The organism is Proteiniphilum propionicum (assembly GCF_022267555.1).
In the GTDB taxonomy this organism is placed as follows: Bacteria; Bacteroidota; Bacteroidia; order Bacteroidales; family Dysgonomonadaceae; genus Proteiniphilum; species Proteiniphilum propionicum.
This window is the reverse complement of record NZ_CP073586.1, coordinates 1989154-2015452: the sequence shown is the minus strand read 5'-3', so window position 1 is coordinate 2015452 and position 26299 is coordinate 1989154. Positions and strand designations below refer to the sequence as shown.

The 26299-nt window shown below is 43.7% G+C and carries 20 protein-coding genes; 14 read left to right on the top strand and 6 right to left on the bottom strand.

Translation table 11 applies throughout. The features are described 5' to 3' along the window. The first annotated feature begins 500 nt into the window (after window positions 1–500). From KDN43_RS08285 to pnp, 6 genes are all read left to right on the top strand, one after another. The gene (locus KDN43_RS08285; protein WP_238841502.1) at window positions 501–2321 is read left to right on the top strand and encodes a hybrid sensor histidine kinase/response regulator transcription factor; all 1821 of its coding nucleotides are present in this window, start codon (window positions 501–503) and stop codon (window positions 2319–2321) included. A 531-nt stretch (window positions 2322–2852) separates the two neighbouring features. Further along, window positions 2853–3230, top strand: coding sequence for an HU family DNA-binding protein (locus tag KDN43_RS08280; RefSeq protein ID WP_238841501.1), 378 nt, complete (start codon window positions 2853–2855; stop codon window positions 3228–3230). Window positions 3231–3309: 79 nt separating this feature from the next. Then, complete coding sequence (locus tag KDN43_RS08275; protein ID WP_238841500.1) at window positions 3310–3972, top strand: hypothetical protein; 663 nt, start codon at window positions 3310–3312, stop codon at window positions 3970–3972. Between the two features lie 36 nt (window positions 3973–4008). Beyond that, complete coding sequence (locus KDN43_RS08270) at window positions 4009–7296, top strand: coiled-coil domain-containing protein (RefSeq protein ID WP_238841499.1); 3288 nt, start codon at window positions 4009–4011, stop codon at window positions 7294–7296. Window positions 7297–7420: 124 nt separating this feature from the next. Then, complete coding sequence (locus tag KDN43_RS08265) at window positions 7421–8527, top strand: OmpA family protein (protein ID WP_238841498.1); 1107 nt, start codon at window positions 7421–7423, stop codon at window positions 8525–8527. Window positions 8528–8799: 272 nt separating this feature from the next. Then, complete coding sequence (pnp, locus tag KDN43_RS08260) at window positions 8800–10944, top strand: polyribonucleotide nucleotidyltransferase (protein WP_238841497.1); 2145 nt, start codon at window positions 8800–8802, stop codon at window positions 10942–10944. Between the two features lie 241 nt (window positions 10945–11185). On the opposite strand, the gene KDN43_RS16435 is transcribed toward pnp, so the two are convergent. Together KDN43_RS16435 and KDN43_RS16430 are read right to left on the bottom strand one after the other, a co-directional pair. Continuing rightward, window positions 11186–11629 carry an IS66 family transposase gene (locus tag KDN43_RS16435; protein ID WP_407681758.1) on the bottom strand — a complete coding sequence of 148 codons (444 nt, stop codon included), beginning with the start codon at window positions 11627–11629 and terminating at the stop codon, window positions 11186–11188. Continuing rightward, complete coding sequence (locus tag KDN43_RS16430) at window positions 11610–12065, bottom strand: IS66 family transposase (protein WP_256448697.1); 456 nt, start codon at window positions 12063–12065, stop codon at window positions 11610–11612. Before KDN43_RS16430 ends, KDN43_RS16435 begins: the two co-directional genes overlap by 20 nt. On the opposite strand from KDN43_RS16430, the gene KDN43_RS08250 reads away from it, so the two are divergent. From KDN43_RS08250 to KDN43_RS08220, 7 genes are all read left to right on the top strand, one after another. Then, window positions 12039–12974, top strand: a complete 936-nt coding sequence (locus tag KDN43_RS08250; protein WP_238841496.1) for a hypothetical protein — start codon at window positions 12039–12041, stop codon at window positions 12972–12974. The genes KDN43_RS16430 and KDN43_RS08250 overlap by 27 nt on opposite strands. 230 nt (window positions 12975–13204) lie before the next feature. After that, entirely contained in the window at window positions 13205–14797 is a 1593-nt protein-coding gene (locus tag KDN43_RS08245) for a thiamine pyrophosphate-dependent enzyme (RefSeq protein WP_238841495.1), read from the top strand. 51 nt (window positions 14798–14848) lie between these two features. Beyond that, on the top strand, window positions 14849–15424 hold the full coding sequence (locus KDN43_RS08240) for an indolepyruvate oxidoreductase subunit beta (protein WP_238841494.1): 576 nt from the start codon (window positions 14849–14851) through the stop codon (window positions 15422–15424). A gap of 1 nt (window position 15425) precedes the next feature. After that, window positions 15426–16724: a phenylacetate--CoA ligase family protein gene (locus KDN43_RS08235; protein ID WP_238841493.1), complete on the top strand. Its 1299-nt coding sequence runs from the start codon at window positions 15426–15428 to the stop codon at window positions 16722–16724. Between the two features lie 79 nt (window positions 16725–16803). Continuing rightward, window positions 16804–17229 carry an ACT domain-containing protein gene (locus KDN43_RS08230; RefSeq protein WP_238841492.1) on the top strand — a complete coding sequence of 142 codons (426 nt, stop codon included), beginning with the start codon at window positions 16804–16806 and terminating at the stop codon, window positions 17227–17229. A 36-nt stretch (window positions 17230–17265) separates the two neighbouring features. Then, window positions 17266–17625 carry a PaaI family thioesterase gene (locus tag KDN43_RS08225; protein WP_238841491.1) on the top strand — a complete coding sequence of 120 codons (360 nt, stop codon included), beginning with the start codon at window positions 17266–17268 and terminating at the stop codon, window positions 17623–17625. A gap of 25 nt (window positions 17626–17650) precedes the next feature. Beyond that, window positions 17651–18850 carry an aminotransferase-like domain-containing protein gene (locus tag KDN43_RS08220; protein ID WP_238841490.1) on the top strand — a complete coding sequence of 400 codons (1200 nt, stop codon included), beginning with the start codon at window positions 17651–17653 and terminating at the stop codon, window positions 18848–18850. Window positions 18851–18972: 122 nt separating this feature from the next. Here KDN43_RS08220 and KDN43_RS08215 read toward each other — a convergent pair whose 3' ends face one another. From KDN43_RS08215 to KDN43_RS08205, 3 genes are read right to left on the bottom strand one after another with little or no spacing between them, the layout of a single operon-like run. Next, window positions 18973–20181: a sodium ion-translocating decarboxylase subunit beta gene (locus KDN43_RS08215; RefSeq protein WP_238841489.1), complete on the bottom strand. Its 1209-nt coding sequence runs from the start codon at window positions 20179–20181 to the stop codon at window positions 18973–18975. A gap of 3 nt (window positions 20182–20184) precedes the next feature. After that, the gene (locus KDN43_RS08210; RefSeq protein ID WP_238841488.1) at window positions 20185–22098 is read right to left on the bottom strand and encodes a biotin/lipoyl-containing protein; all 1914 of its coding nucleotides are present in this window, start codon (window positions 22096–22098) and stop codon (window positions 20185–20187) included. Between the two features lie 18 nt (window positions 22099–22116). Beyond that, a complete protein-coding gene (locus tag KDN43_RS08205) occupies window positions 22117–22371 on the bottom strand; it encodes an OadG family transporter subunit (RefSeq protein WP_238841487.1) in 255 nt (84 codons plus the stop codon). A gap of 432 nt (window positions 22372–22803) precedes the next feature. Between KDN43_RS08205 and KDN43_RS08200 the strand changes: the two genes are divergently transcribed. Beyond that, window positions 22804–24960 carry an elongation factor G gene (locus KDN43_RS08200; protein WP_238841486.1) on the top strand — a complete coding sequence of 719 codons (2157 nt, stop codon included), beginning with the start codon at window positions 22804–22806 and terminating at the stop codon, window positions 24958–24960. A 105-nt stretch (window positions 24961–25065) separates the two neighbouring features. Here KDN43_RS08200 and KDN43_RS08195 read toward each other — a convergent pair whose 3' ends face one another. After that, on the bottom strand, window positions 25066–26298 hold the full coding sequence (locus tag KDN43_RS08195) for an NADP-dependent isocitrate dehydrogenase (protein WP_238841485.1): 1233 nt from the start codon (window positions 26296–26298) through the stop codon (window positions 25066–25068). Between the last annotated feature and the right edge of the window lies 1 nt (window position 26299).

The window sequence follows — 26299 nt, the reverse complement described above, 5'->3', positions numbered from 1 at the left end:
TAAACGTATCCCGTAAAGGAACATTCAAAAAAAAGATACACTAAGATCAATTTTATAAAAAATACAATTCTTTTTAAAATAATATTGCTAATTTTGAAGTTAATTAAGCTGCAGGGAAGTGTGTCGTTTTTAAAACTGTGCATATATGTACAAACTAAAGTACATTAATTATTTAAGTGAATTATCAAGAAAATAAAGATGTGTAATCACACAGCCTGACAATTCGTCTTTTATGAGTAAAAGTGAAGATTCTAAAAGAAGGAATAGTTAATTATAATCAAATATAACATTTTTCAACCCTATTGCACTTAATTACCTGTTTTTTAATTGAAAAAAGCGTTGTCTGATAAAAAAAAAGTATATATTGCACAATATCTTATCAAGTTAACAGTAAAGTCACAGACAAGAAAGATAAGAAAAAAATTACAATGCGGTAATTTAATTGTTTTTTAACTGTAAAATAATGGATCTGAATAAGAATTAAGTTTTAAGTAATAAGTATGAACCTTTGTCATCACCTTATTTCCGGATTTTCAGCTCGCACCTTTATCTTATTTAAAGCTTCGGCTTTAAGATTATCGGTATTATTCAATAACAAATTCATTGCATCGTTATTACACCCAACCCTACTTATTGATAACCCTGACAACAAGGTTCTTTATACCGGATTTATCCTGTTTTTAGCAGCATCGTTAATTCTACTTATTTACTTTTTATCAGAGCGTATCAAGAGTAAACGTTTTCGCGAAAATGAAAAGACACGAAATGATTTTTTCATAAAACTTGCCCATGAATTCAGAACTCCGCTTACCATAATTTTAGGGATGAGCAAGCAGCTCAAGGGACAAAAAGACCTTGGTAAAAACTCACTCACATTTCTCTCGGCAATTGAACGGCAGGGACGTCATTTATCCGATCTTGTAAATCAACTTCTTGATTTAGCCAATTTACAGACAAATGAGAACAAACTGGAATGGAAAACAGGCAATATCATAGCTTATGTGCAGATGATTTCAGAAACATTCGGGTTATATGCTGAACAAAAAGATATTGAACTGGTGTTTTACAGTGAAGAAAATAAAATAGAGACTGATTTTGTACCCGATTACCTTTTCAAAATATTGCAAAATATTCTATCAAATGCAATAAAATACAGTGACAATGGTAGCCGTGTATTTATTATACTTGAGCGAAATAAAAAAGATAAGAAAAGACTGATGATCAAAGTGATTGACCAAGGTAGCGGAATAACTAAAACCGAGCTACCCTATATATTCGATCTGTTTTACAAAGCACCATCAGCCAGTGATAGTCTGAGCTACGGAATAGGTCTTACACTTACAAAGCAACTGATATACAATCTTAATGGCACCATTGATGTAGAGAGCGCTGAAGGAAAAGGCTCTACCTTTACAATAGGGCTGCCAATCAACAGAGATGAAAAAAAGTTGTACTCACACTGGTCGCCGCGCCAAAACACCAAACAGGGAATATTAGAAAAACTTCCGCCAATTGAAAACAAAGATATTGTAAACCTCGAGACCAAGAAGAAAGAAGAACGTAAAACAATTTTAATTGTCGAAGACAATAAAGATATATACCTTTATATAAGTGCCTTATTCAATAATGACAAGCTCAATATTTTATATGCAGATAATGGGGTTACAGCCATGGAGATGGCCAATGAATATATCCCCGACATTGTGATTACCGACATTATTATGCCCAAAAAGAACGGTATAGAACTTTGTAAAGATATCAGATCATCAACTCTTCTAAATCATATTCCAATAATTATCATTTCTGCCAAAAACTCCCAATCCGATTTTTTAGAAGGATTTAAAAGCGGAGCAGATGCATATATAGGAAAACCATTTACGGGTGAAGAACTACAGGTACGTGTCGAAAAACTGCTTGAATCGCGCGACAAACTGAAAGAAAAATATCTGAGGACAATTTTTAAAGAAGAAAAAAACGAAACAGGCAACAATTTAAATGTTGAGTTCCTGAGAAAGGTGACAGACATAATTCATCACGAAATAAAAAATCCAAATTTCTCTGCAAAAAAATTGGCTCATGAGCTGGCAATAAGTGTATCACAACTAAACAAAAAATTAAATGCCATAACAGGATACCCTAGCTCTACCTATATTCAACAAGTAAAAATTGCTTACGCTAAAAAACTATTAACGCGTAGCAACAAGCCCATCAGCGAAATAGCAGATATGTGCGGCATTTTTGATGTGAATTATTTTTCCAGAATATTTAAAAAACACACGGGCGTAACACCAACACAATACCAAAGATTACCTCAGGATTAACAAAAATAACCATCACGATAAGCTGCTTCATTCAAATAATTTATGACTGGCAATTGTGAAAATTGTCGATGATATAATAATTTTAAATATTTCGTGAAAAACTCTTCAACAACTCCAAAGTAATAATAGCACTATTATAATACTGATATTTAATTATTTAAAAAAATCAATTGCGCGAATTGTGCTATTAACCATAAATGTTAAAGCTTGTTTTATGCTATATTTCACTAAAAAAATCCTAACGACAGGTTTGGGAAAACCTTATGTTTGTACCGAAAAATGATGGCGGATAAACGGACACCTTGACACTGCTAAACGTACGGAAAGCATATTAAAGGGAAAAATCAGAAAAAGCGGTAAACGGTCAGAGAATAAGCGGTATACGTATAAAAAGAACATCATAAACGTTACTAAAAACGCGACAATAGGCAAAGCCGGGGTAACATCCAATAAATTAGTGCATTCGCTACAGAATTTTTCAATTTAATTTACATAAGACATTAAAATAAACATATAAATACAAGAACATTTATGAAGTATAAATTGATTCAAAAAGCAAATCCGCTCGAACCGGAGACCAAACGCAAGTGGTATGCTAGTCCGGTGAAAGCAGGGACAATAAACAATTACCAACTGAGCAAAGGAATTGCCGGAAAATCTTCTCTCACACGAGGGGCAGTAATGAATGTAATAGAGAACATGGTAGATGAAATTCCAAAATACCTGATGGAGGGATACAGCGTGAATTTAAATAATTTTGGAACGTTGCGTCTCTCTCTCTCAAGCGAAGGGGTTTCCGATCCTGACGAGTTCACAGCTGACAATATTAAAAATATGCGCGTCGTTTTCACTCCTTCTCCTGAATTCAGGAGTACACTTTCAAAAATGAAACTTGAAAAAACGGAATAGTTATAACCTGTTGAAAGCTTGGCATAAGCAGTTTAAGAAGTCAATTGAAAGCATAATAACAGCAATTTAAGAGAAATTTATGACATCCCGAAACAAATATATCTCAATTAAAGAACCCCAAGAAGAGCTTACCCTCATGCTTCATGGGATAGGTTTTGTTACGGGCGATCCGTCAATCAGGATTTCATATCCATACGTTTTTCACCCGAGTGTGCGAATTACTGTGAAAGAACCTGGCGAAGCAAAATGGATATACATGATGTTGCCCCTGCCCAAAGGAAGCCTGATAACGCAAGTAAAAATCGCCTATCAAATCGTTGGTATTCAAAGCTATATACCCCTTGTAAGGCTAGTGGAACAAAGAGAACCGATAGCAGCGACAGTACTTCACAACAAGGTGGTTGACAAGCCTTTACCATCCTCGGGAATCATCAAAGCTGAATGTAGGGCAGTTGTAAGTAAAAGCACCCTCCTTAAAATATGCATGGAGTTTGAGAACAGCGATGATATTATTGAATTTGGCGGGGTTGAAGTGAATTATATACCACACTTTAATACACAAAACATAGAAGAAGAAGAAAAAAAAAATAAAAAAACGCGAATGAATAGAAGTTCGATTTTCAGTTTCGGGAATGACGGTAAAAACCAGGTATTGAGGTATAACCTGATTTCTTTGATTTCACTGTTTTTCAAACCTAAAAAACGTAGAAAGTTTCATATAAACATAGAGAACACCTTGTGAAATATCTTAATTTATTATTTTTAATTTTTTTAATGTATGAAAAAAAAGTTATTTTTTAAAATTTTTGTCTTTGCAGTAATTGCTGCTTTTGTAACAGTTACCTCTTGTAAAGATTATGATGAAGACATCAGCAAACTGGAAACAGAACTCTCAACATTGAAGAGCACTGTATTGACACAAGCGGAATTGAATACCGTTAAAACGCAGCTGGAAGCTAGCATTAATCAGGTAAAAACCGACTTGGCTGCTGTCAAAACCAAGGCAGACGCATCTGCATCAAAGGCTGAACTTGATGCTGCCATGGCGTTGGTTGTAAAACTGGAGACCTATAACGCTTACAAAGCTATTGTAGACGCTGATCTGGCCAAACTGAAGGCTGATATGGCCAAAGCTGCTACCAAAGAAGAAGTGAATGCAATTAAGGCAACACTTGAGTCAAGCATCAATCAGGTTAAAGATGAGTACGGCGCACGCCTTGCAAACCTGGAAGCTATTTTAAAGATCAAGGATGGCAAGTCTGAAGTATTGGATCAAATTCAACTCGATTTAACAGAACAATTAGCTATGATTGAGGCTAATGCTGCAGAGATAGCCACTGTTAAAGCCGACCTGCTTGCCAAGTACAACGAACTGAAAGCTCTTATTGAAGCCAACAGAATGGCTATTGAAGCACTTGATGACAAGGTTGAGGCTTACAAAAGTGAACTCGAAAATGAAATTGCAGATCTTAGAACCGAGCTCACCGGAATGATTATCGATGTATACAGGAGCCTTGATCACCGTGTTTACACCCTGACTTACATTCCCGACTATACTTCTTATGACGGAACTCCGCAGATTGTTGTAAGAGGTATTACAGAATGGATGTTTAACAAACCTGCAAAACAGTTTTATTACACTCCGGACTGGGATTCAGATTGGGATGAGAACTGGTCGGTTAAGCAAATAGGCAAAATCTATAAGGGTATTACCATCCTTCGTTACAACGTAAGCCCGTCGAACGTTCAGATGAGCGATTTCGAAATATACGCACTTCTGCACAAGACCTCTTTGCTGAGATATGCTGATACCAAATCTGCTCCTATCATGTTGACCGGCCAGGCAACATTGGCTAACGGCGTATTGAGCGTTCCTGTAATGGTTGAAGAAAACGACTACGATTATGAAGACGGGAGCTGGTGGGGAAATGATTATCCGAGAGCAGTTTCGACCAAAAATGGTAATGATAAATGGGGATCTAACGTAAGCGTTGCACTTCAGGTGAAAAACATCAATGTGGAAATGGATAACGACGAAAACCGTTATGTAACCTCTACCGAATATGTGAAAGCCAACTTCGACCTTTCAGAAGGACGTATTGCATTGAACGAAGAATCAATGAAAGATGACGGCGACCTTCTTCCTGTAGGAGTTGAGTATGATGAAATAGCTAGTGCATCGTATGCATCGGACATCAGACTCTGGAACGGGAAATCGCAAAGTGGCGACATGACCGACGTCCTTAACCATACCATCAATCTGAACAACTATATTTATGGTATGTTCGATGATTATTATGGAGACTGGGAAAAGATGACAGAGTTCGGCTTCAATGCTCATACATTCAAGTTCAGACGCGTATATCTTGAAAGTGAAGGTGTTAACCAGACCAACGATTATGTTACTTTGAACGAAACTACCGGTGTAATTGGTGTTAAACCTGACGGGAACAAAGTAAACCAGGCTGCCGTAGGACGTACTCCTATTGTGGAAGTAACCGCTTTGGTCAACGGTAAAGTGCATGCAGTTGGTTATATCAAGATCATAATTACCGATGGATTTGATAATTCTCCTGTTAAGTTCGAATTCACACTGCAAGATTATGTATTGGGATGCAACAGCACATACAAGTTGACAAACGTTGATATCGATGCAATCGACTTCGACCAGGTGTTCAACCACTCACGCATCCAGCTTGGTAAGGATGCATTCTTCAGTGAGTACAAACAGGCCGGGCTGACTGCTGCACAGGTTATAAAAGTATCACCGCCAACACCTGCTGCTGCTACTGTTGGTGTCACTAACGCTGAACATGTTTGGTTCAAATGGGCAATCGATCCGGAAACTCAAAGCGTGAACCTGTACAACTATTTGGAAGGAAACATCCGCAACGATGCTCCTGCTGGTACATACAAAGTGAAGACCATACTGAAATCGACCGGATACCGTCCTGACGTAGAAATTACATGGAACTTCAAGGTAGTATTGCCGACAAATCTGAAATTGACTGCAAATCCGTCATTCTTGTCAAATGGTATCTATAAAGTTGAACCAACGGTTTACTTCCAGGTTCCGACTCCAAAAACTTCTACTCCGTACGAAGGGTTGTTGCAAAATGCATTCGTTCATAACAACTTGGATTTGGACTTTGGTGTACTTGATGCAAATCAACAATGCGATGGTTACCTTAAACCGTACTTTGTTGTAACAGGTGTTCCATCAGGATTCAAGAAAGTAATAGCCGGTACACAATTTGGACAACAGACAGAAGTTCGCAGAAATAGCGACAACGCTCTTGCAGCCACAATATACAATCATACCGGAGCTCCTGCCAACGGATTCGAAACTGGTGGCTTCTATATTGTACTGAACGATCAAACTCATTCTAATCCTCAAATTGGCAACTACAAGCCTTGGAGTGATGCAGCAAAAGAATTGGTTAAAGCTGGTTGGATTGAAGTACAACCAAGAGGATATCTCAATGGACAGGTGCTGAACCATGTTGGTTTGTATAACCCATTCACAGTGATGTTCACCAAACCTCTTTCACTCAACTTTGCCGACAAATATGAATTGTGGGATCAGGGTACAGGTGCAAATCAAAGAGTAAGCATCAATCTTGTAAGAACATCAACTATGTCGCCGTTTAACCCCTGGGTCAATAATTCAGTAATTAAAGACTTCCTGGGTAACGACATTGTATTCTCATCAATTGCAGGAATGGGTGCTAACGACGGAAATAATCACAGAGCACTGGTAGATCATTACGAAATTGAAAGAATTATTTCAGGTGGAACTTATATCCCAACAATAGACTTTAAATTCAATAATCTTACTACCAACTTACCAAATGGCCAGTTACCTTTCGGCATGAGAGTGAAAGCTGATAACGCCAGCGTAGGGACTGCACCTAACTATACAACATTAGTTGTTGCATGGGAAAATGAAACAGGTGGTTCAGTTCAAAATGCATTCGAAATTTACCTGCCGGTATCTATCAATCACAAATGGGGTAAATTAGAAGGTAAGATTACCATTGTGGTTAATCCCGGAACAGGCAACTAAACTTGAATGAAATGAAAAGTAATCATCTGACTGAAAGAGACGCTTTTCAAAAATAACAATCACTAAAAGGCGTCCACAAAAGGTGGACGTCTTTTTCCTATTTCAATTACAAAAATTTATACCTATGAAAAAGTTTTTTATTTATATGTTCGCTTTAGCCCTTTTCCCTGCAATCGCTTCGGCACAAACAAGAGAGATAAAGGAGGAGGGAAAAACGGTTTTTAAACCACATGCTTATCTGCAATTGCAAGGAGGCGCCGCTCATACCCTGGGTGAAGTCTCTTTTACTGATCTGATCTCTCCGGCAGCAGCAATAAATCTGGGATATAAGTTCACTCCGGTTTTTGGCGCACGCATCGGTGCAAGCGGGTGGCAGGCCAAAGGCGCCTGGGTGGCTCCAAAACAGGTTTACGATTTTAACTATCTGCAGGGAAATATTGATATTACTCTCGACATCTTTTCACTGTTCGGCGGATTCAATCCCATGCGAATAGTTAATCCCTACCTGTTTGCCGGTGGAGGTTTTGCTTATGGCTTCAATAACGATGGGGCTAACAATCTGAACACTGGAGGATACCAGCTTGAATATCTATGGAAAGACAACAAAACATTTATTGCCGGCCGTGGTGGACTGGGAATAGATTTCCGGCTAAACAATGTAGTGAGCTTGGGACTCGAAGGAAATGTCAATGTTCTTCCAGATAAATTCAATTCCAAAAAAGCAGATCATCCGGACTGGCAGTTCAATGCCCTGGCAGGTATCAAAATCAACCTGGGAAAGACTTACACAAGAACAGAGCCTATCTACTACGAACCTAAGCCGGCTCCAGAACCCGCTCCAGCTCCGGCTCCCGTACCAAAACCGGAACCGAAGCCAGCACCTGCACCTGTAGTGGTGAAAGAGTTCCCGGTACTGCCAACAGTACATTTTATAAGGGGTAGCGCCCGCATCGACAAAAATAAATACGCTTCAGAACTGGCTACAATAGTATCTACTCTGAAAGAGTTTGAAAACGATGCGGTAGAAATTACCGGATTTTGTGACCACACAGGCACAGATCAGTTAAATGAACGACTGTCACTGCAACGCGCTGAAGCCTTGAAAACATATCTGACAGAACAAGGAATTGACGCATCGCGTATGACAACCAAAGGAATGGGAAAAGACCCGGGGCTCTCGGGTGAAGAAGCATACACCGTGATAGCGCGACGTGTGGAAGTAACAAAGTAGCATCTGCCCGGAAAAGAGTTAAACATTTACAATAACTGCTTTAGTCATCGTATAATTTTTAAAACGATAGGTTTAAATTCATTTTCCGGAGAAGCAGGGATATCCGTAGCGGGTATCCCTCTTTTTTCATAAGATAACTTATAGATATCACCATCAATCAACGATAAAACACCAATCCTTTCAATATTTTATGCTCCTTAATTAATCGTAAAACCAAAACTTTGTGTACCTTTGTAAGATTTTATACAAAGAAAATTACAACTTAATAATTTATGACAAATCCAATTGTTAAGCGGATCGAGTTGGCAGACGGACGCACGATCACGCTGGAGACGGGGAAACTGGCGAAACAAGCCGATGGCTCCGTTACCCTTCGCATGGGTAACACAATGCTTCTGGCAACCGTTTGCGCCGCTAAAGATGCAACTCCCGGAACCGATTTTATGCCTCTTCAGGTTGAATACAGAGAAAAATTTGCCTCTTTCGGAAGGTATCCGGGAGGATTTATGAAACGCGAAGGGAAACCTTCAGATTCAGAAATACTTACCAGCCGGTTGATTGACCGTGCACTTCGACCTCTGTTCCCGGACGATTATCATGCTGACGTTTTTGTAAACGTCATCCTTTTTTCTGCCGATGGCGAGGATATGCCCGATGCGCTTGCCGGACTGGCAGCATCTGCAGCCCTGGCCGTTTCAGACATACCTTTCAACGGCCCTATCTCAGAGGTTCGAGTGGCGCGTGTAGAAGGAGAGTTCGTTATCAACCCTACATTCAAACAATTGGAAAAAGCAGATATTGACATGATGGTGGGTGCTACTATCGACAACATCATGATGGTGGAAGGAGAAATGAATGAAGTATCGGAAGATGAGATGCTTGAAGCTATAAAGGTTGCCCACGAAGAGATAAAAAAACAGTGCCAGGCCCAAATTGAGCTGACAGAGATGACAGGCAAGACGGTAAAGCGTACTTACAACCACGAAGAAAATGATGAAGACCTGAGAAAACAGGTATGGGACAAATGCTACAAACGCGCATACGATATAGCTGCATCACAGAACCCAAACAAGCATGAGCGTATTGAAGCTTTCGAAGCCATTATGTCTGAATTCATTGAGTCGATTCCAGAAGAGGAACGTGAAGAAAAGACACCGCTCGTTTCCAGATATTACCACGATGTGGAGAAAGAGGCAATGCGTCGCTCTATTCTTGATGAGGGCAAACGGCTCGACGGCCGTGCAACTACCGAAGTACGGCCCATATGGAGCGAGGTGGATTTTATCCCCGGGCCACACGGATCGGCACTTTTCACCCGCGGTGAAACACAATCACTCACAACAGTTACACTGGGGACAAAACTCGATGAGAAAATTGTTGACGACGTTCTTGTCCACGGTACAGATCGTTTTCTTCTTCACTACAACTTTCCACCTTTCTCTACCGGCGAAGCCCGTCCACAACGCGGTACAGGCCGTCGTGAGATTGGACACGGCAACCTGGCACACCGTGCACTCAAACGCATGATTCCTCAGGGATACCCCTATGTGATACGTGTTGTTTCAGATATACTGGAGTCCAACGGATCATCGTCCATGGCTACGGTTTGCGCGGGTACGCTCGCCTTGATGGATGCCGGTGTAAAAATCAAGAAACCGGTTAGCGGCATCGCTATGGGATTGATATCGGAGAACAAAGGACAGAATTATGCCATCCTTTCAGATATTCTTGGGGACGAAGACCATCTTGGTGATATGGACTTTAAGGTGTGCGGCACCAAAGACGGGATTACAGCTACCCAGATGGATATCAAAGTAGACGGGCTCTCATATGAAGTTCTGGAAAAAGCGCTGGCACAGGCAAAAGCAGGACGTGAGCATATTATGGGAAAGATGATGGAAACAATCTCCGAACCTCGTGCCGACCTGAAACCGCATGCTCCGCGTATAGAGGTAATTGAGATCCCGAAAGATTTTATAGGTGCAGTAATTGGCCCGGGAGGAAAAATCATCCAGGGAATCCAGGAAGAGACAGGCGCTGTAATCACTATCGAGGAGATCGACAATAAGGGCCGTGTAGAGGTTTCAGCGAACAACAAAGCATCTATCGACGCAGCCATGCTTAAGATAAAAGGCATTGTGGCAGTCCCTGAAGTAGGTGAAGTATATGATGCTACCGTACGCTCAGTTATGCCATATGGCATGTTCTGCGAGTTCCTGCCAGGGAAAGACGGCCTGCTACATATTTCAGAAATAGACTGGAAAAGGCTGGAGAAGGTGGAAGATGCCGGTATTAAAGAAGGAGACAAAATCCAGGTAAAACTGATCGATATAGACCAGAGAACTGGAAAATTCAAGTTATCACGCAAGGTTTTGCTTCCCCGTCCTCCCAAACATGAAAATTCGAAAGGAGAATAAAGTAGCCGGAATGCTCAGTTTTGTATAATCCGGACATAATAGACTGATCGAAAAGTTGTAAAAAACCAAGTTGATCTGCAACTGTTTTAAGCGAACCACAAAAAGGTTCGCTTAATTTTTTTAACAGAGTCTCTGTTATTATACTATATAGAAACAATCTAACTTTATGTAACTACTCAGGTACCCCCTGTCATAGACAGAGAGTCCTGACTACTCGTCAATAACTATGCTATACTCGAAACTACGCTTTAGCAAGGGATGCAATAACCCGAAGGACCTCATAGGGGTTCTGTCCGTTCTTGACCGCTGTTTGGATGACGGAGGCAACGGTAGCATAGTTCCCGGCTCCTTCCTCGGAGCGGAAGCACCCGCTGACTTTCAATTTGGTCTTGGCCGGTCTCAATGCCTTCTCGGAGTCGTTGTTCGTGGGAGGAACAGCTGGATTGGCGAGGAAGGTAAAGATATAGTCCCGGTGTTTGGCAATGCCTTTTTTGAGTTTGTCAAGTTCGGTATTCCCCCCTTCTTCTTTCGTGTAAACCGGAGGCCTTTCGAGCAGTTTGTCCAGTCTTTCTTCCATATCTTTCCTGACCGCTTCTCCAATGTCATTTTCATTGCGATGATGGACGGAGTCCCGCAGCAAGTCGAGCATGTCGAGGCTCCATGGATCATCCGGAAAGGCCTGCATCGTGTAGGTGAGGTTCCCGCAACAGATGGGCAATACATATCTGGTGATCCTCCATCCCCACCTCTCCCATGAAGTAAGCCGGAAGCCGGTCAGTGACCCATACCTTATTACCCCGTTCTTCCCGGGTAAAGTGCTTGTTGATGACATGATGGCTTCTGCTGCTGCCAAAGGCGAGGAAGGTGGCCACGGTATTCTGGAAAGCCCAGAGCCAGTTGTTTTTCCCGTTCACGTTGATCCCGGTCTCGTCCGCCCCGGCAACCTTTCCACCTGCAACTTTCTGACGTATCATTTCGTAGGGCGTTTTGGAGAATTTCCGCATGGCGTTCAGCATGTTCGATACAGAGCCTTCACTGATGTGGAGTCCGAAGATGGTCTCGTACAGATGGGTGAGTCGCTTGAACGGAACATTTTGGTAAGTGCTGAGGTAGGATGTCATCGCCATGATGTTGGGGCCGAAGGATACGGGAGCGTTCACCTCTTCCGGGAACTGTCCCTTGCAGCAATGCCCACAGGAGCACTTGACCTGCATCGTCATGTGGTTCACAACCGTGGCCGCAACCGGAAGCGGAATGTCCACCACCTGGCGTGTGGCGCAGACGATCGCAGAATCCATCTCCAGCGGCTTTTCACATTCTGGACACACCGGGACGGGGTACCACTGTTGGGTTTCCGTTACATTCTCGGATTGGAGCAGGGTGCTCCCCGAATGGCCTTTCTGCCCACCGGACTTCCTGCCGGAAGGCTTGCGCCGGGACTGTGTATGCCGGATGCCAATTGGATTCCCGGAGGGCGGAACGCTGCTGTTCGTGCTGGTCTTGATGACGGGTTTCCTGCCACCCCCGTGTTCGGCAACACGGGATGCAAGCTCGGCTATACGAGCCTCTTTGACTTTTATTTCACTGTCACGGACAGAAAGAATAAGATCCATCCGCGCAAGTTCCCTGTCCTTCTCCTCAAGGGTTTTGACAAGAGCCCTGTTGATCTTCGCCTGCACCAGCAGCCGCTCTGCCAGTTCTGTGGAGTCAAGCTCTTCGCAAAGGCCGAGTTCCCGAAGGATCTGCCTGCGCCGCCGGGAGAGCTTTACCCGGTCTGCCTCGACACTCTTTCCAAGTCCTGTATTAAAGTTCTTTTTCATACCTCCACAAAGGTCGAAAAAATAATGGACATGTGCAAATATAATGATTTGGGCATCAATGGATTAAAGGCTGTTCCCAGGCGTTTTGGCGAGACCTGCGCCTCTTATCCCGGAGGGTCATTCCAAAAATTTTTGGAGCCCTGCAATACCCTCCAAATATCCCTCAACAAGCTGATATATAACAATTTCAATCCATGGATAGCGGCATGAGGAAAAATTCAAAAAAAGTTACAACAGGATCTCGACAACCCTGCGACATTCTTCATCATTGGTCAGAAAAAGGGCACCTGAGTAGTTACAACTTTATGCATTTAAAGTTTTAAAGGTTTATTTTTTGTACTTTTGTAATCTTAATTCCCAGTTTTATAATAAAACGAACTATTGGCAGCGGCTTTTGCGAAAATCTGCAATTTTCAAAACGCCTGTTTTTAAATAAATTTATGGACAAACAACTTCTATTGGGAGCCGAAGCTATCGCTCAAGCGGCGTTAGATGCAGGGATATCGGGGGTATATGCCTATCCCGGCACCCCTTCTACAGAGATCACCGAATATATTCAAAAGTCGCCGCAGTCTAAAGAGCAACAAGTACGGTCGGCATGGGCTACGAATGAAAAGACAGCTTATGAGGCAGCTTTGGGAATGTCGTACGCAGGAAAACGAAGCCTGGTATGCATGAAACATGTGGGACTTAATGTGGCAGCCGATGCCTTCATGAACTCCTCAATAACAGGCATTCACGGCGGGCTGGTAGTTACGGTTGCCGATGACCCTTCAATGCACTCATCGCAAAACGAACAGGACAGCCGGGTTTACGGCAGGTTCGCCATGATACCGGTACTAGAGCCTGCCAATCAGCAGGAGGCATATAATATTGTACGTTACGCTTTCGGCCTCTCTGAAGAAACCGGGCTCCCGGTGCTTTTACGTATTCCTACACGGTTATCACACTCGCGTGCGGTGGTAACACGGAGCAAGCCGAGGGGACAAAACCCTCTGCAACCTTCTTCAGATAAAGGCCGATGGATCCTATTGCCCGCCAACGCCAGAAAGAACTATCAAAAACTCCTTGAAAAGCAACAGGAGCTTGTCACAATTTCAGAGGCTTCAGAGTTTAACAGCGAGACAGAAGGTAAAGGTACAAAGGCAGTCATAGCCTTTGGCATTGCTTACAATTATGTAATGGAGGTGAACAGGGCAAGTAACCTTAACCTGCCTGTCCTGAAAATTGCACAATATCCTCTCCCCGAAAAGAAAATAAAGGAGTTCACTGACAGATATACCGATATTCTGATTGCAGAAGAGGGTTATCCAGTATATGAAGAGTTGTTGAAAGGGTTTTTTGGCAACGCTAAATTCAGGGGGCGCATGGATGGCGCCTTACCCCGTACGGGCGAACTCTCACCAAATCTTCTTTCAAAAGCTCTACACGAAGGAAGCAGTGACGGGCGACAGTCCCCTCAGATTGTTACGGGACGTCCGCCTATGTTGTGCCGGGGATGCAGCCATCGCGACCTGTTCGATGCCATCAACCGGGCAATGGGCGATTATCAGCAGCAACACGTATTCGGTGATATAGGCTGTTATACACTGGGAGCCCTGCCACCCTACAACACCATTAGCACCTGCGTGGATATGGGGGCGGCCATTACAATGGCCAAAGGGGCCGCAGACGCAGGTATTCGCCCCGCAGTATGCGTAATAGGAGACTCCACCTTTACCCATTCAGGGATGACCGGGTTGCTCGATGCCGTAAACGACAGCTCACCTGTCACCATTATTATCTCCGATAATGGCACCACAGCAATGACTGGAGGGCAGGACTCCGCCGGGACAGATAAATATTTCGATATCTGCAAAGGCATTGGTGTGGAAGAAGCACATATACGCCTTATCGTTCCACTGAAAAAAAATCTTGAGGATAACAGTGCAATCCTCCGGGAAGAGTTCGTTTACGATGGTGTATCTGTAATTATTGCACAACGGGAGTGCGTGCAAACAGCAGTTAAAAGCAGGAAAAGTGAAAAGCAGTAAAATTTAATTTATCTGATATGTAATTGACACCAAAAGAATAATCAGAATAAAATGCAAAAAAACATTATTATAGCCGGTGTGGGTGGCCAGGGGATACTCTCCATAGCTTCAATCATAGACCTTGCGGCAATGAGCCTGGGGCTAAAGGTAAAGCAGGCAGAAGTTCATGGAATGAGTCAGCGCGGAGGCGCTGTTGAGTCGCACCTTAGGATATCATCGGAAGAGATTTTTTCTGACCTCATACCTCTTGGCAAAGCCGATATGATATTATCAATGGAACCGATGGAGGCACTCCGTTACCTTCCGTTTCTGTCACCAGAAGGAGTTATTGTAACGGCGATGGAGCCTTATAAGAACATACCCGGATATCCTGACGGCAATGAGCTGATAAACACTATTAAAAGGTCTGCACCGCATGTACTGGTTGAGACAGAGAAGCTTGCCAAGGACGCCGGAAGTGCTAAAACATACAACGTGGTCATGCTTGGAGCCGCATCACCTTATCTTGGTATAGATACCGGCGATCTGGAAAGAGCAATAGCCATGTTTTTTTCGAGAAAAGGTGAAGATATTGTAACAATGAACCTGAAAGCATTTGGGTTTGGAATAAAAAATGCATCGGAATAAAATGATCTGGAACCCAGAAAAAGAGTGTGCCGATAGGGAGCAGATGCGTGAATGGCAGAGCATCCAGCTGGCCGGAATGATAAAACGGATGTATGAGAACGTTCCGTTTTACCACAATAAGCTAAAAGAGAAAGGTATTGATCCGGGAGATATAAGGAGTATCGATCAGCTGAAAGATCTTCCTTTCACCACGAAAGCCGACCTGAGAGACAACTACCCCTTTGGGTTGTTTACTGTTCCTCAGACAGATGTAGTACGCATTCACGCATCGAGCGGGACTACCGGCAAGCCCACGGTGGTGGGTTATACACGACATGATATTGAACTGTGGGCTGAAGTGGTTGCGCGAAGCCTCACAATGGCCGGTGTCCATAGCGGCGATACCATCCAGATAGCCTATGGTTACGGCCCTTTTACCGGGGGACTGGGATTACATTACGGTGCTGAAAAGACAGGAGCTACGGTTATACCTATATCTACGGGGAACACCAGGAAACAGTTGCAGTTTATGACCGACTTTAATGCAACAATTCTGGCATGCACGCCTTCATATGCGGCACATCTGGGAGAAAGCATAGCGAAAGAGGGTATCTCACCGGCTGATATCAAGCTCCGCACCGGCATCTTTGGTGCTGAACCATGGACAAACGAAATGCGAAAAGAGATTGAAGAGCTGCTGCAAATAAATGCATTTGACATATACGGGCTTAGCGAGGTCATTGGGCCCGGAGTATCCATGGAGTGCGAATTCCAGTGCGGGAACCATGTGTTTGAAGATCATTTTATCCCGGAGATTATCAACCCTGAAACACTGGAGGTACTCCCTGAGGGAGAACTGGGTGAGCTGGTTTTTACCACAGTAAGTAAAGAGGCTATGCCTCTGCTGCGATACCGGACACGCGACTTGACTCGCCTGTACAGGGAGAAGTGTGACTGCGGACGGACACTCGTGCGAATGAACAAATGTCTCGGCCGAACTGATGATATGCTTATAATACGCGGTGTAAACGTATTTCCATCGCAGGTGGAATCGGTGCTCCTTGATATCACGGGAACATCTCCTCACTATCAGCTTATCATACAACGGGAAAACAACCTCGACAATCTGGAAATACGTGTCGAGGTTGACGAGAAAAGCTGGTCGGATAGTATCCGCGAGCTGGAAGGTATTCGTCGACGTATCGACCACAACATCAAGAGCATGCTGGGTATCAGCGCAGCAATCAAGCTGGTGGAACCAAACAGCATTGAACGCTCTGAAGGGAAAGCGAAACGGGTTATTGATCTCAGAAAATATTGAGACATAGCACAAGAAGAGAACATTCAACTCTTTTCAACTGTTTAATCAATATACGTCTCTATATAAAACAATAAAATCTATGCTCATTAAACAACTGTCCGTTTTTCTGGAGGACCGGTCGGGGCGTCTTACCGAGTTGACCCGTATACTGGCTGAAAACGATGTAAACATCACTGCATTGAGTGTGGCCGAAACAGCAGATTACGGCATCGTACGGCTGGTGGTTGGGCGACCCGAAACAGCAAGAGAAGCGCTTGAAAAAGCGGGTTTCTCAATTGGATTAACCGACGTTGTCTGCGTTAATATGCCTGACCAGCCCGGTTCGTTATATCAGATTCTGAAGATTCTGACCGAAGCAAACATCAATATTGATTATATGTATGCCTTTTCAAATCGCGATGTGGCGCTCGCCGTCATCCGTGCAGCCGATATCGAACAGGTTATTAATGTCCTGCACAGTAACAGCCTTACACTCCTTTCACAAAGTGATATATACCAGTTATAGATGTATCGAGACGATGCAATTAACACTTCTTGCTTGATGAAAGATTCATTTTCAGAACTATGCGGCCTGGAGCTGATTGAAAACCGTCCCGGTTATGCAAAAGCCAGGGTGAGGATCAACGATAACCACCTGAACAGCGTGGGTGTGGTACACGGAGGGGTGCTCTTCACGCTTGCGGACTTCTGCTTTGGCAAGGCTGCAAACGCTTACGGAAAAGTTGCGTTGACCATCAACTGCAGCATCTCTTTTTTTGTGAAATGTACCACAGGAACTCTGACAGCCGAAGCGGAGGAGATGAACAAGAGTAACCGGCTAAACTCCTATAGTGTAAATATAAGAAACGAAGCTGGAGTGCTGGTGGCACATTTTACTGGAACGGCGTACAGTTTTGAATAGATATTTTAATTTTTAATTGATTAATATGACCAGATTTGCAAGCAGCGTTTCGTGCCTCCGCTCTTCGGAGATTCGGGACTTGATGAGCCTGGCAACGGCTCCCGATATTATTTCTTTTGCCGGTGGTATGCCGGGCAATGAACTATTTCCTCTCGAAACCATCGACAAGATATATAATTCCCTCACTGAAGAAGAGAAACAGACAGCCCTGCAATACGGGCCCACCACCGGGCTACCAACATTATTGGAATCGCTGTCAGAATATTTGGAGGCAAAAGGATTGCCGGTGAAAAAAAACCGTTTGATCATCACTACCGGATCGCTGCAGGCAATCCATATCCTGGCAAAAGCATTTATCGACCCGGAAGATCCGGTTTTGGTTGAAACACCCAGTTTTATTGGAGCACTTTCAGCTTTCCGTGCCTGCCAGGCAAACTTAATCACCATCCCGTTAAAAAGGGACGGTATGAATATTGAAATGTTAAAGGAGAGGCTGGAATCCACACGGCCAAAGCCAAAATTTCTCTACTATTCGCCCAACTTCCACAATCCCGCCGGTATCATCTACTCCAAAAATATAAAACAACAGATGATTGATCTGCTGAAGGATCAAGATATCCCCCTGATTGAAGATGACGTGTACAGCGATCTCTACTTTTACGAAGAGGACCTGCCTGAGATGCAACTCATAAAAGCGATGGACCCGGAAGGAGTAGATGTGTGCTTCACAGGTTCTTTCTCCAAGATATTGGGGCCGGGACTACGTTTGGGCTGGATGCTGGTGCCGGAATCGATATACAGAAAATGCGAACTGATCAAGCAATCAATTGATGCCTGTTCACCCAGCATCTCCCAGGTAATTGCCGATAAATTCATTAGGGGCGGATATATACATGACTACACTGAAAGTGTAAGGAAAGAGTACAGGAAACGGGGATTGGCCATGACCGAAACACTGGAGAAATGTTTACCGCATTATGTATCATTCGAAAAACCACGAGGTGGCTTTTACACATGGCTGCACTTGCCGGAAGGGAACGACTCTGCAGCCGTATTGAAAAAAGCCATTGAAAAGGGAGTGGTCTTCGTTACTGGAAAAACATTCGACCCGGATGGGATAAAGAACAACAATATGCGGGTATCGTTCTGTAATACCGACGTAGGAACAATACATCGAGGCATACCTCTTCTGGCGGAAGCTATACGCGAAGTGTTCGGCTCGTAAGCCGCACACTTCGCAATTTCTTTTACAGCCATCTAAAGCTTAGTATACTGTCTTATTCTGTTTGACTATAAACCTCTCGGCAATTTGTACAAACCTTCGTTAATCAGCCGGTTTAGTCTAAATCAACCTAAGAAAGAAATAAGCACACCCGCAGCCACAGCCGACCCTATCACACCTGACACGTTACTTGACATGCAGTACTGCAGTATGTGGTTCGATTTGTCATATTTCAACGCTACCTCATTGGCTACACGCGAAGCCATTGGCACGGCACTCAGCCCGGTAGCGCCTACCAGAGGATTGATCTTCTTTTTCGAGAACTTGTTATAGACCTTCACTCCCAGAATTCCACCGGCCACTGAGATAGCAAATGCAAGGAAACCGCCGACAATAATACCCAGTGTCTGTGGATTGAGGAACACTTCGGCTGTCATGGTTGCGCCAACCGTAAGCCCGAGAAAAATGGTAGCCGTATTCATGATAGGCCCGGAGGCTGCTTCAGCAAGCCTGCCGGTATTGGTACCGATCTCTTTAACCAGGTTACCGAACAGTAGCATTCCCAACAACGGAGCCGCAGAAGGTACAATAACCGAAACTGCAAGGCCAAGCACTATGGGAAAAATAATCTTTACCGTTTTCAGATGCTTGATCTCGTGCTTTGGCGGATATTTTTTATCCATCTTCTTCATGTGAATCTTAAACTCACTCTCTGTCATCAGCAACTTTGCAACCGCAGGAATTATTACAGGTACCAGCGCCATATAGGAGTAGGCAGCAATAGCAATAGGCCCGAGAAGGTGGGGTGCCAGCTTAATGGTAGTATAGATAGCCGTAGGCCCGTCGGCTCCCCCGATAATTCCCAGCGATGCAGCCTCAGGCAATGAAAATCCTATCATGACAGCAGCTAAAAGTACGGTGAAGATGCCAATCTGTGCAGCCCCTCCGAAAAAGGCGAGCTTCAGGTTTCTCAACATCGGGCCAAAGTCGGTCAGTGCCCCCACCCCCATAAAGATAATGGGCGGAAGCAGGCCGGTTTTAATAAGTCCATAGTAGAGATAATTCATTATTCCATACTTTTCAGCAATTTCCAACAAATTCATGTAACTGCCGTCGGCATTATGAACTAAGGCTGTATCTACTATACCAAGCCCGGCTCCCGGCAAGTTGGCCAGCAGTACGCCAAATCCAATCGGTACAAGCAGTAGGGGCTCATACTGTTTAAAGATTCCAAGATATAATAAAACAAATGAGATTATCCACATAAGGACCGTTTCCCATCCAAGGACACCGAATCCCGTCATTTCTGTCAAACTTGAAAAAATTTCACTCATCGCCTACTGTATTTTAATGAGTACATCATCTTCATCTACTGAATCGCCATTGGCAAAACATATCTCCGTCACCTTACCATTCTCTTCAGAAGCAACGGCATTATAGGTTTTCATCGATTCAATATAACCGATAATATCACCAGCCTTAACACTATCACCCACCTTAAGTGCAGTTTCAGAAGAGTCTTTCGTCAGGAAGAATTTGCCTTCAAGCGGTGAAAGCACCTCTTTTAGCTTGCCCGTTGCGAGCGCAACATCAACAGCGGGGGCCTGCTTTGCAGGAGTTGCTGCGTTTGAAGGCTGCGGCTGAGACATACCATTGGTAGATTCAGGATAGGAGATATTAACAACATACTCTTCATCATCAATGTTTATTACAAGGGTTCTTGGCTGGAAACCGCTTCCATTGGCTGCTTCCGTAATTGACTGCGGAACCTGGTTTAACGATGACTCTTTTTCTGCTTTTCTTTTTGCCAGATCAGCTTCAAAAGATCTCTTTGCCTCACCCGATTTGTAGGCTCTGTATTGTTCGGGATGCATAGCCAGCTCAAACAACTCTTCTTCGTCCCGGCCCAACTCCCAATTATTTTTCTTCATCTCTGCGCGGAACTCATCCAGCTGATCGGGATAGAGCTCCTGAGGATTGCCTGAATAAAACTCAAAACCTTGCTGTTTTGCCATCTCCGTTATCTCGGGAGCCAATTCGCCGGTAAGCTTACCCGACTTTCCTAAAATCATGTCCCATATATTGTCTGCAATCATCGACCAGCGCTCTTTCCCTTTCTCAAGTTGCAGAACGTTCATAAGCGCCAGGTTCTTGACATACTGGCTGAAAGGTGTAACCAAAGGGGGATAACCAACCTTGGGCCATACATATGTCACCTCTTCAAAGAGCTTGACCAGTAGGTCGTCCTGTGTAAGTTCAGGTTGTCCGTTTTTGGCTTTCCATCTGTTCAGTGAAGCCAGGTTGTTTTCCAGGTCTGACATAAGGCTTCCCATCATTCCGCCTGGTAACCCCGGGCCTATAAGCAAAGAGTTCATCAACCTGTTTTTCGGATTAATATAATATCCAAGGAAATCATCGATATATTTTTGAGTGAGCGATCGTACTTTCATATAAGCTTTCATGTTGATTTCCGGCACGTTGAAACCTGCATCCTTCAGCATTGCCTGTACAGCCAGCAGATCGGCATGTCCCGTACCCCAAGACAAAGGCTCCATGGCCACATCTATATACTCTGCACCTGCATAAGCCGACTCCAGAATTGAAGCCATCTGAAAACCCGGGCCTGCATGACCATGGTATTGAATAGGAATAGCGGAATGTCTTTTCTTGATATTTTTTATGATCTTGCCAATAGTTGCCGGACGGCCTATACCCGCCATGTCCTTGATACAGATCTCATCTGCACCCATTTCTACAAGTGTATCTGCCAGGTTTGTGTAATAATCAACTGTGTGAACAGGCGATACGGTAAGGCTGAGTGCAGCCTGTGAAATCATTCCCGCCTCTTTGGCAAATTTAATTGAGTTCTCAAGGTTACGCGGATCATTCAACCCGTCAAACGAACGTGCTATATCGGTACCCTGTTTTTTCTTCACCTTGAACATCATCCTGCGAACATCGGCAGGTACCGGGTTCATACGAATACCATTCAGTCCCCTTTCAAGCATATGTGTCTGAATACCCGCATCGTTAAAGGGTTGCGTCCACTCCCGGACAGCCTTGTTAGGATTTTCACCAAACAGCAGGTTTATCTGTTCAAACCCACCACCGTTTGTCTCAACCCGTGCAAAGCAACCCATATCTATTATTGCGGGAGCAACCTCTGTAAGCTGTTCCACCGTGGGTACATACTTACCTGAAGATTGCCACATGTCTCTGTACAAAAGACTGAATTTAATCTCTTTTCTCATGTATAATATATTTTAGATTTATTTTTTTTCTATTGAATCAACTTTTCCCTTACCCTTTGTCACCACATCCACAGCAGCAACAATCGCGGCTAACTTTTTGGAATGAGCTTTCTTACCGGCACTCTTCCCATCTGCGTTGTTGTCTGACACCGTGATAAACCGGTTGGTGAGCATAATTACCAAATTGCCTATTACAACCACCAGGCTAAGTATAATTAAAACAGTAACCATTCCCACGACTAAAAGGCCTAATGCCGAGTTTAAATTTTCCATATATATCTGTTTTCCAGTTTAAATGATGATAACCCTAAAAAAAACTAATTGAAAGAAATAGGGTAATTTTAACACGAGAGTGCAATTTCTGAAGATCAAAAGTACAAAAAATATTCTGCTTTTTGCACGGGAAACAACATATTGTGCAAATTAAATATTTTTTAAACTGTCTTTACGTTCTTTAATCCCCAATAACAACCTGAATTTTGCCAGGCTGTCTATCCCTATTTTAAAAAATAATCAACTGTTTTTCAAGCATCAAAAGGTATATTAAAAATATATGTTTTATAACATAATCGCAACATTTTTCTTTATCATACGTTTTTTATAAATTGCAGCGCAATTGACAAAAGCACGACTTTGCGGCCCAATGTAGGATCGCAAAGTCTTTTTTCATACGAAAATAACTATTTATATTAATATTTTCTTATCATGAAAGTTTACAAGACTAACGAAATTAAAAACATTGCCCTTATTGGCAATTCAGGCTCGGGTAAGACCACTCTCGCAGAAGCCATGCTCTTCGAGTGTGGTCTTATAAAACGACGCGGCACCATTGATGGAAAAAACACCGTGAGCGACTATTTCCCTGTGGAAAAAGATTATGGGTACTCGGTTTTCTCCACTCTGCTTTCATACGAATGGAAAGATAAGATGATGAATTTCATCGACTGTCCCGGCTCAGATGATTTTGTAGGAGGAGTTGTTTCCGCACTCAATGTAACCGATATGGCGCTTATGCTTATTGACGCAACCAGCGGTGTAGAGGTGGGTACCATCAATCAGTTCCGCTATGTTGACGAATTAAGAAAGCCAATCGTGTTGTTAGTTAATCAGATGGATCATGAAAAGGCCGATTATGATAATACCCTTTCAAGTTTAAAAGATCTGTACGGCAGCAAGATAGTACCTGTACAGTATCCTGTTGGCAGCGGCAATACTTTCAACGGGATTGTGGATGTACTGAAACAGAAACTATATAAATGGGAACCCGGAGCTACAGCTCCTGAAGTGCTTGATATCCCCGAAAGTGAAAAGAAAAAAGCCGACGAATATTATCAGGCTTTGCTTGAGGCTGCAGCTGAAAATGATGAAGGGCTTATGGAAAAATACTTCGACCAGGGCACACTAACTGAAGAGGAGATGCGCGACGGCATTCAGAAAGGCATGCTCAGCCACTCACTCTTCCCTCTGTTCTGTGCATCCGCCGAAAAAAACATGGCTGTACATCGCATCATGAACTTCCTTAATATGGTTGCTCCTTCGCCAGCCGACGTACCAGCACCAGTTAACAGCGAAGGAGATGAGGTAAAACCCGATGCATCGGCATCCGAGAGCCTCTTCTTCTTTAAGACAACTGTTGAGCCGCATATTGGAGAGGTATCCTATTTTAAAGTAATGTCCGGGTCAGTGAAAGAGGGTGACGATCTAACAAATGCAGACCGCGGCTCTAAAGAGCGCTTGGCTCAAATTTACACAGTTGCGGGACAGATCCGCACCAAAGTGGAAGAGTTGCAGGCTGGCAGCATTGGTGCAGCAGTCAAGCTAAAAGATGTCCGTACAGGCAATACGCTTAATGCAAAGGGCACGGAAAACAGATTCAATTTTATCAAATACCCCGAACCTCGTTATCGCAGAGCTATAAAGGCAGTAAATGAATCGAACACCGAAAAACTCAGCGAGGCACTCACCCGCATGAAGGAAGAAGATCCAACCTGGCTGGTTGAGAACTCCAAAGAGTTGAAACAGATAATTGTTTCCGGACAAGGTGAATTTCATCTTAGAACCTTGAAATGGAGACTTGAAAACAACGATAAGATTGAAGTGGAATTCATGGAACCGAAGATTCCTTACCGCGAAACCATTACAAAGGCTGCACGAGCTGACTACCGTCACAAAAAGCAGTCGGGTGGAGCCGGCCAGTTCGGAGAGGTTCACCTTATTGTAGAGCCTTATTCAGAAGGAATGCCCATGCCTGAGGTATATAGGTTTAACGGACAGGAGTACAAGGTGCAGAATCGTGACACCCAGGTAATAGAACTCGACTGGGGCGGGAAACTGGTCTTCGTGAACAGCATTGTGGGTGGCGCCATAGATTCCCGCTTCTTGCCTGCAATACTTAAAGGAATAATGGGACGTATGGAACAGGGCCCGCTCACAGGGTCTTACGCCCGCGACGTACGTGTGATTGTGTACGACGGAAAGATGCACCCTGTCGACTCCAATGAAATCTCATTTATGCTTGCAGGGCGAAATGCATTCAGTACAGCATTTAAAAATGCAGGCCCAAAGATTCTTGAGCCAATTTATGATGTGTCGGTTTCCGTACCGGGTGAATATATGGGTGATGTGATGAGCGACCTTCAGGGACGTCGCGCCATGATCATGGGTATGGAAAGTGAGAAAGGTTTTGAAAAGCTTAAAGCAAAAGTACCCCTTAAGGAGATGAGCACCTATTCCACATCCTTAAGCTCTATTACCGGGGGGAGGGCCTCTTTCTCAATGAAATTTTCCAACTACGAGCTTGTACCGTCCGACATTCAGGACAAACTCTTGAAGGAATATGAAGCTCAGGAAAAAGAAGAGTAATCCTCAAACCAATTTTTGAGGCCATTCACATACTACTGTTAAGGGCAGCCCTTTTTGGACTGCCCATATTTTTTACATAGTACCATCCGGATTACTGTTCTCTTTTTAATCCTTCTCTACAAGCTTTAACTCCAGATTCCGTTTCAGTGCTTTCAAAAACTCCTGGGTTGTCAGCCAGGTATCACGCGAAGCATCGCTGCCATAGGCCAGTAGCGCCAGATCTTTTGTCATCTCTCCTGCTTCAATGGTCTCTATGCACACCTTCTCAAGTTTATTACAGAAGCCAGTCAACAGCTGGTTGCCATCAAGCTTGCCCCGGTGCGCCAATCCCCGCGTCCACGCAAATATTGATGCTATCGGGTTGGTGCTCGTCTCTTTCCCCTGCTGATGCTGTCGATAGTGCCTTGTTACGGTCCCGTGAGCCGCTTCAGCTTCAATGGTTTTTCCGTCTGGAGTAATAAGCACCGACGACATCATCCCCAGTGAACCGAATCCCTGGGCAACCGTATCGGACTGAACATCACCGTCGTAATTCTTGCATGCCCACACAAAGCCGCCACTCCACTTCATTGCCGATGCCACCATATCATCTATAAGCCGGTGCTCATAAGTGATACCAGCTTTCTTAAACTCTTCCCTGAATTCATTCTCAAACACTTCCTGAAAAATATCTTTGAAACGCCCGTCATACGCTTTCAGAATAGTGTTTTTAGTGGACATGTAGAGCGGATAATTTCTGGCAAGTGCCATCCGGAATGATGAACGGGCAAACCCGTAGATCGATTCATCGGTGTTATACATGGCCATTGCCACCCCGTCGCCGCTGAAATTATATACCTCCCAGCTTTGCGTTTCTCCATTTTCGCCGGTAAAAGTCATTCGCAACGTACCCTTACCTTTAATGACGGTATCCGTAGCACGGTACTGATCTCCAAAGGCGTGACGCCCTATGATAATCGGTTCTGTCCACCCGGGCACATATCGCGGAATATTTTTACAGATAATTGGCTCTCGAAAAACCGTTCCACCTACAATATTCCGGATTGTCCCGTTGGGCGATTTCCACATCTTCTTCAGGCCAAACTCCTTTACTCGTGCTTCATCGGGTGTGATGGTAGCACATTTAATTCCCACATTATACTTTTTGATAGCTTCCGCTGCCTCTATCGTTACCAGGTCACCGGTTGCATCACGATTCTGTATGCTCAGGTCGTAATACCTTATATCCAGGTCGATATATGGCAAAATCAACTGTTCTTTTATAAACGACCAGATGATGCGAGTCATCTCATCACCATCAAGCTCTACAATTGGATTCTTTACTTTAATCTTTTGCATT

Coding starts and splice junctions, on each gene's coding strand:
- KDN43_RS08285 (WP_238841502.1), top strand. CDS start 501: ATGAACCTTTGTCATCACCTTATTTCCGGATTTTCAGCTCGCACCTTT.
- KDN43_RS08280 (WP_238841501.1), top strand. CDS start 2,853: ATGAAGTATAAATTGATTCAAAAAGCAAATCCGCTCGAACCGGAGACC.
- KDN43_RS08275 (WP_238841500.1), top strand. CDS start 3,310: ATGACATCCCGAAACAAATATATCTCAATTAAAGAACCCCAAGAAGAG.
- KDN43_RS08270 (WP_238841499.1), top strand. CDS start 4,009: ATGAAAAAAAAGTTATTTTTTAAAATTTTTGTCTTTGCAGTAATTGCT.
- KDN43_RS08265 (WP_238841498.1), top strand. CDS start 7,421: ATGAAAAAGTTTTTTATTTATATGTTCGCTTTAGCCCTTTTCCCTGCA.
- pnp (WP_238841497.1), top strand. CDS start 8,800: ATGACAAATCCAATTGTTAAGCGGATCGAGTTGGCAGACGGACGCACG.
- KDN43_RS16435 (WP_407681758.1), bottom strand. CDS start 11,629: ATGCAGGCCTTTCCGGATGATCCATGGAGCCTCGACATGCTCGACTTG.
- KDN43_RS16430 (WP_256448697.1), bottom strand. CDS start 12,065: ATGACATCCTACCTCAGCACTTACCAAAATGTTCCGTTCAAGCGACTC.
- KDN43_RS08245 (WP_238841495.1), top strand. CDS start 13,205: ATGGACAAACAACTTCTATTGGGAGCCGAAGCTATCGCTCAAGCGGCG.
- KDN43_RS08240 (WP_238841494.1), top strand. CDS start 14,849: ATGCAAAAAAACATTATTATAGCCGGTGTGGGTGGCCAGGGGATACTC.
- KDN43_RS08235 (WP_238841493.1), top strand. CDS start 15,426: ATGATCTGGAACCCAGAAAAAGAGTGTGCCGATAGGGAGCAGATGCGT.
- KDN43_RS08230 (WP_238841492.1), top strand. CDS start 16,804: ATGCTCATTAAACAACTGTCCGTTTTTCTGGAGGACCGGTCGGGGCGT.
- KDN43_RS08225 (WP_238841491.1), top strand. CDS start 17,266: ATGAAAGATTCATTTTCAGAACTATGCGGCCTGGAGCTGATTGAAAAC.
- KDN43_RS08220 (WP_238841490.1), top strand. CDS start 17,651: ATGACCAGATTTGCAAGCAGCGTTTCGTGCCTCCGCTCTTCGGAGATT.
- KDN43_RS08215 (WP_238841489.1), bottom strand. CDS start 20,181: ATGAGTGAAATTTTTTCAAGTTTGACAGAAATGACGGGATTCGGTGTC.
- KDN43_RS08210 (WP_238841488.1), bottom strand. CDS start 22,098: ATGAGAAAAGAGATTAAATTCAGTCTTTTGTACAGAGACATGTGGCAA.
- KDN43_RS08205 (WP_238841487.1), bottom strand. CDS start 22,371: ATGGAAAATTTAAACTCGGCATTAGGCCTTTTAGTCGTGGGAATGGTT.
- KDN43_RS08200 (WP_238841486.1), top strand. CDS start 22,804: ATGAAAGTTTACAAGACTAACGAAATTAAAAACATTGCCCTTATTGGC.
- KDN43_RS08195 (WP_238841485.1), bottom strand. CDS start 26,298: ATGCAAAAGATTAAAGTAAAGAATCCAATTGTAGAGCTTGATGGTGAT.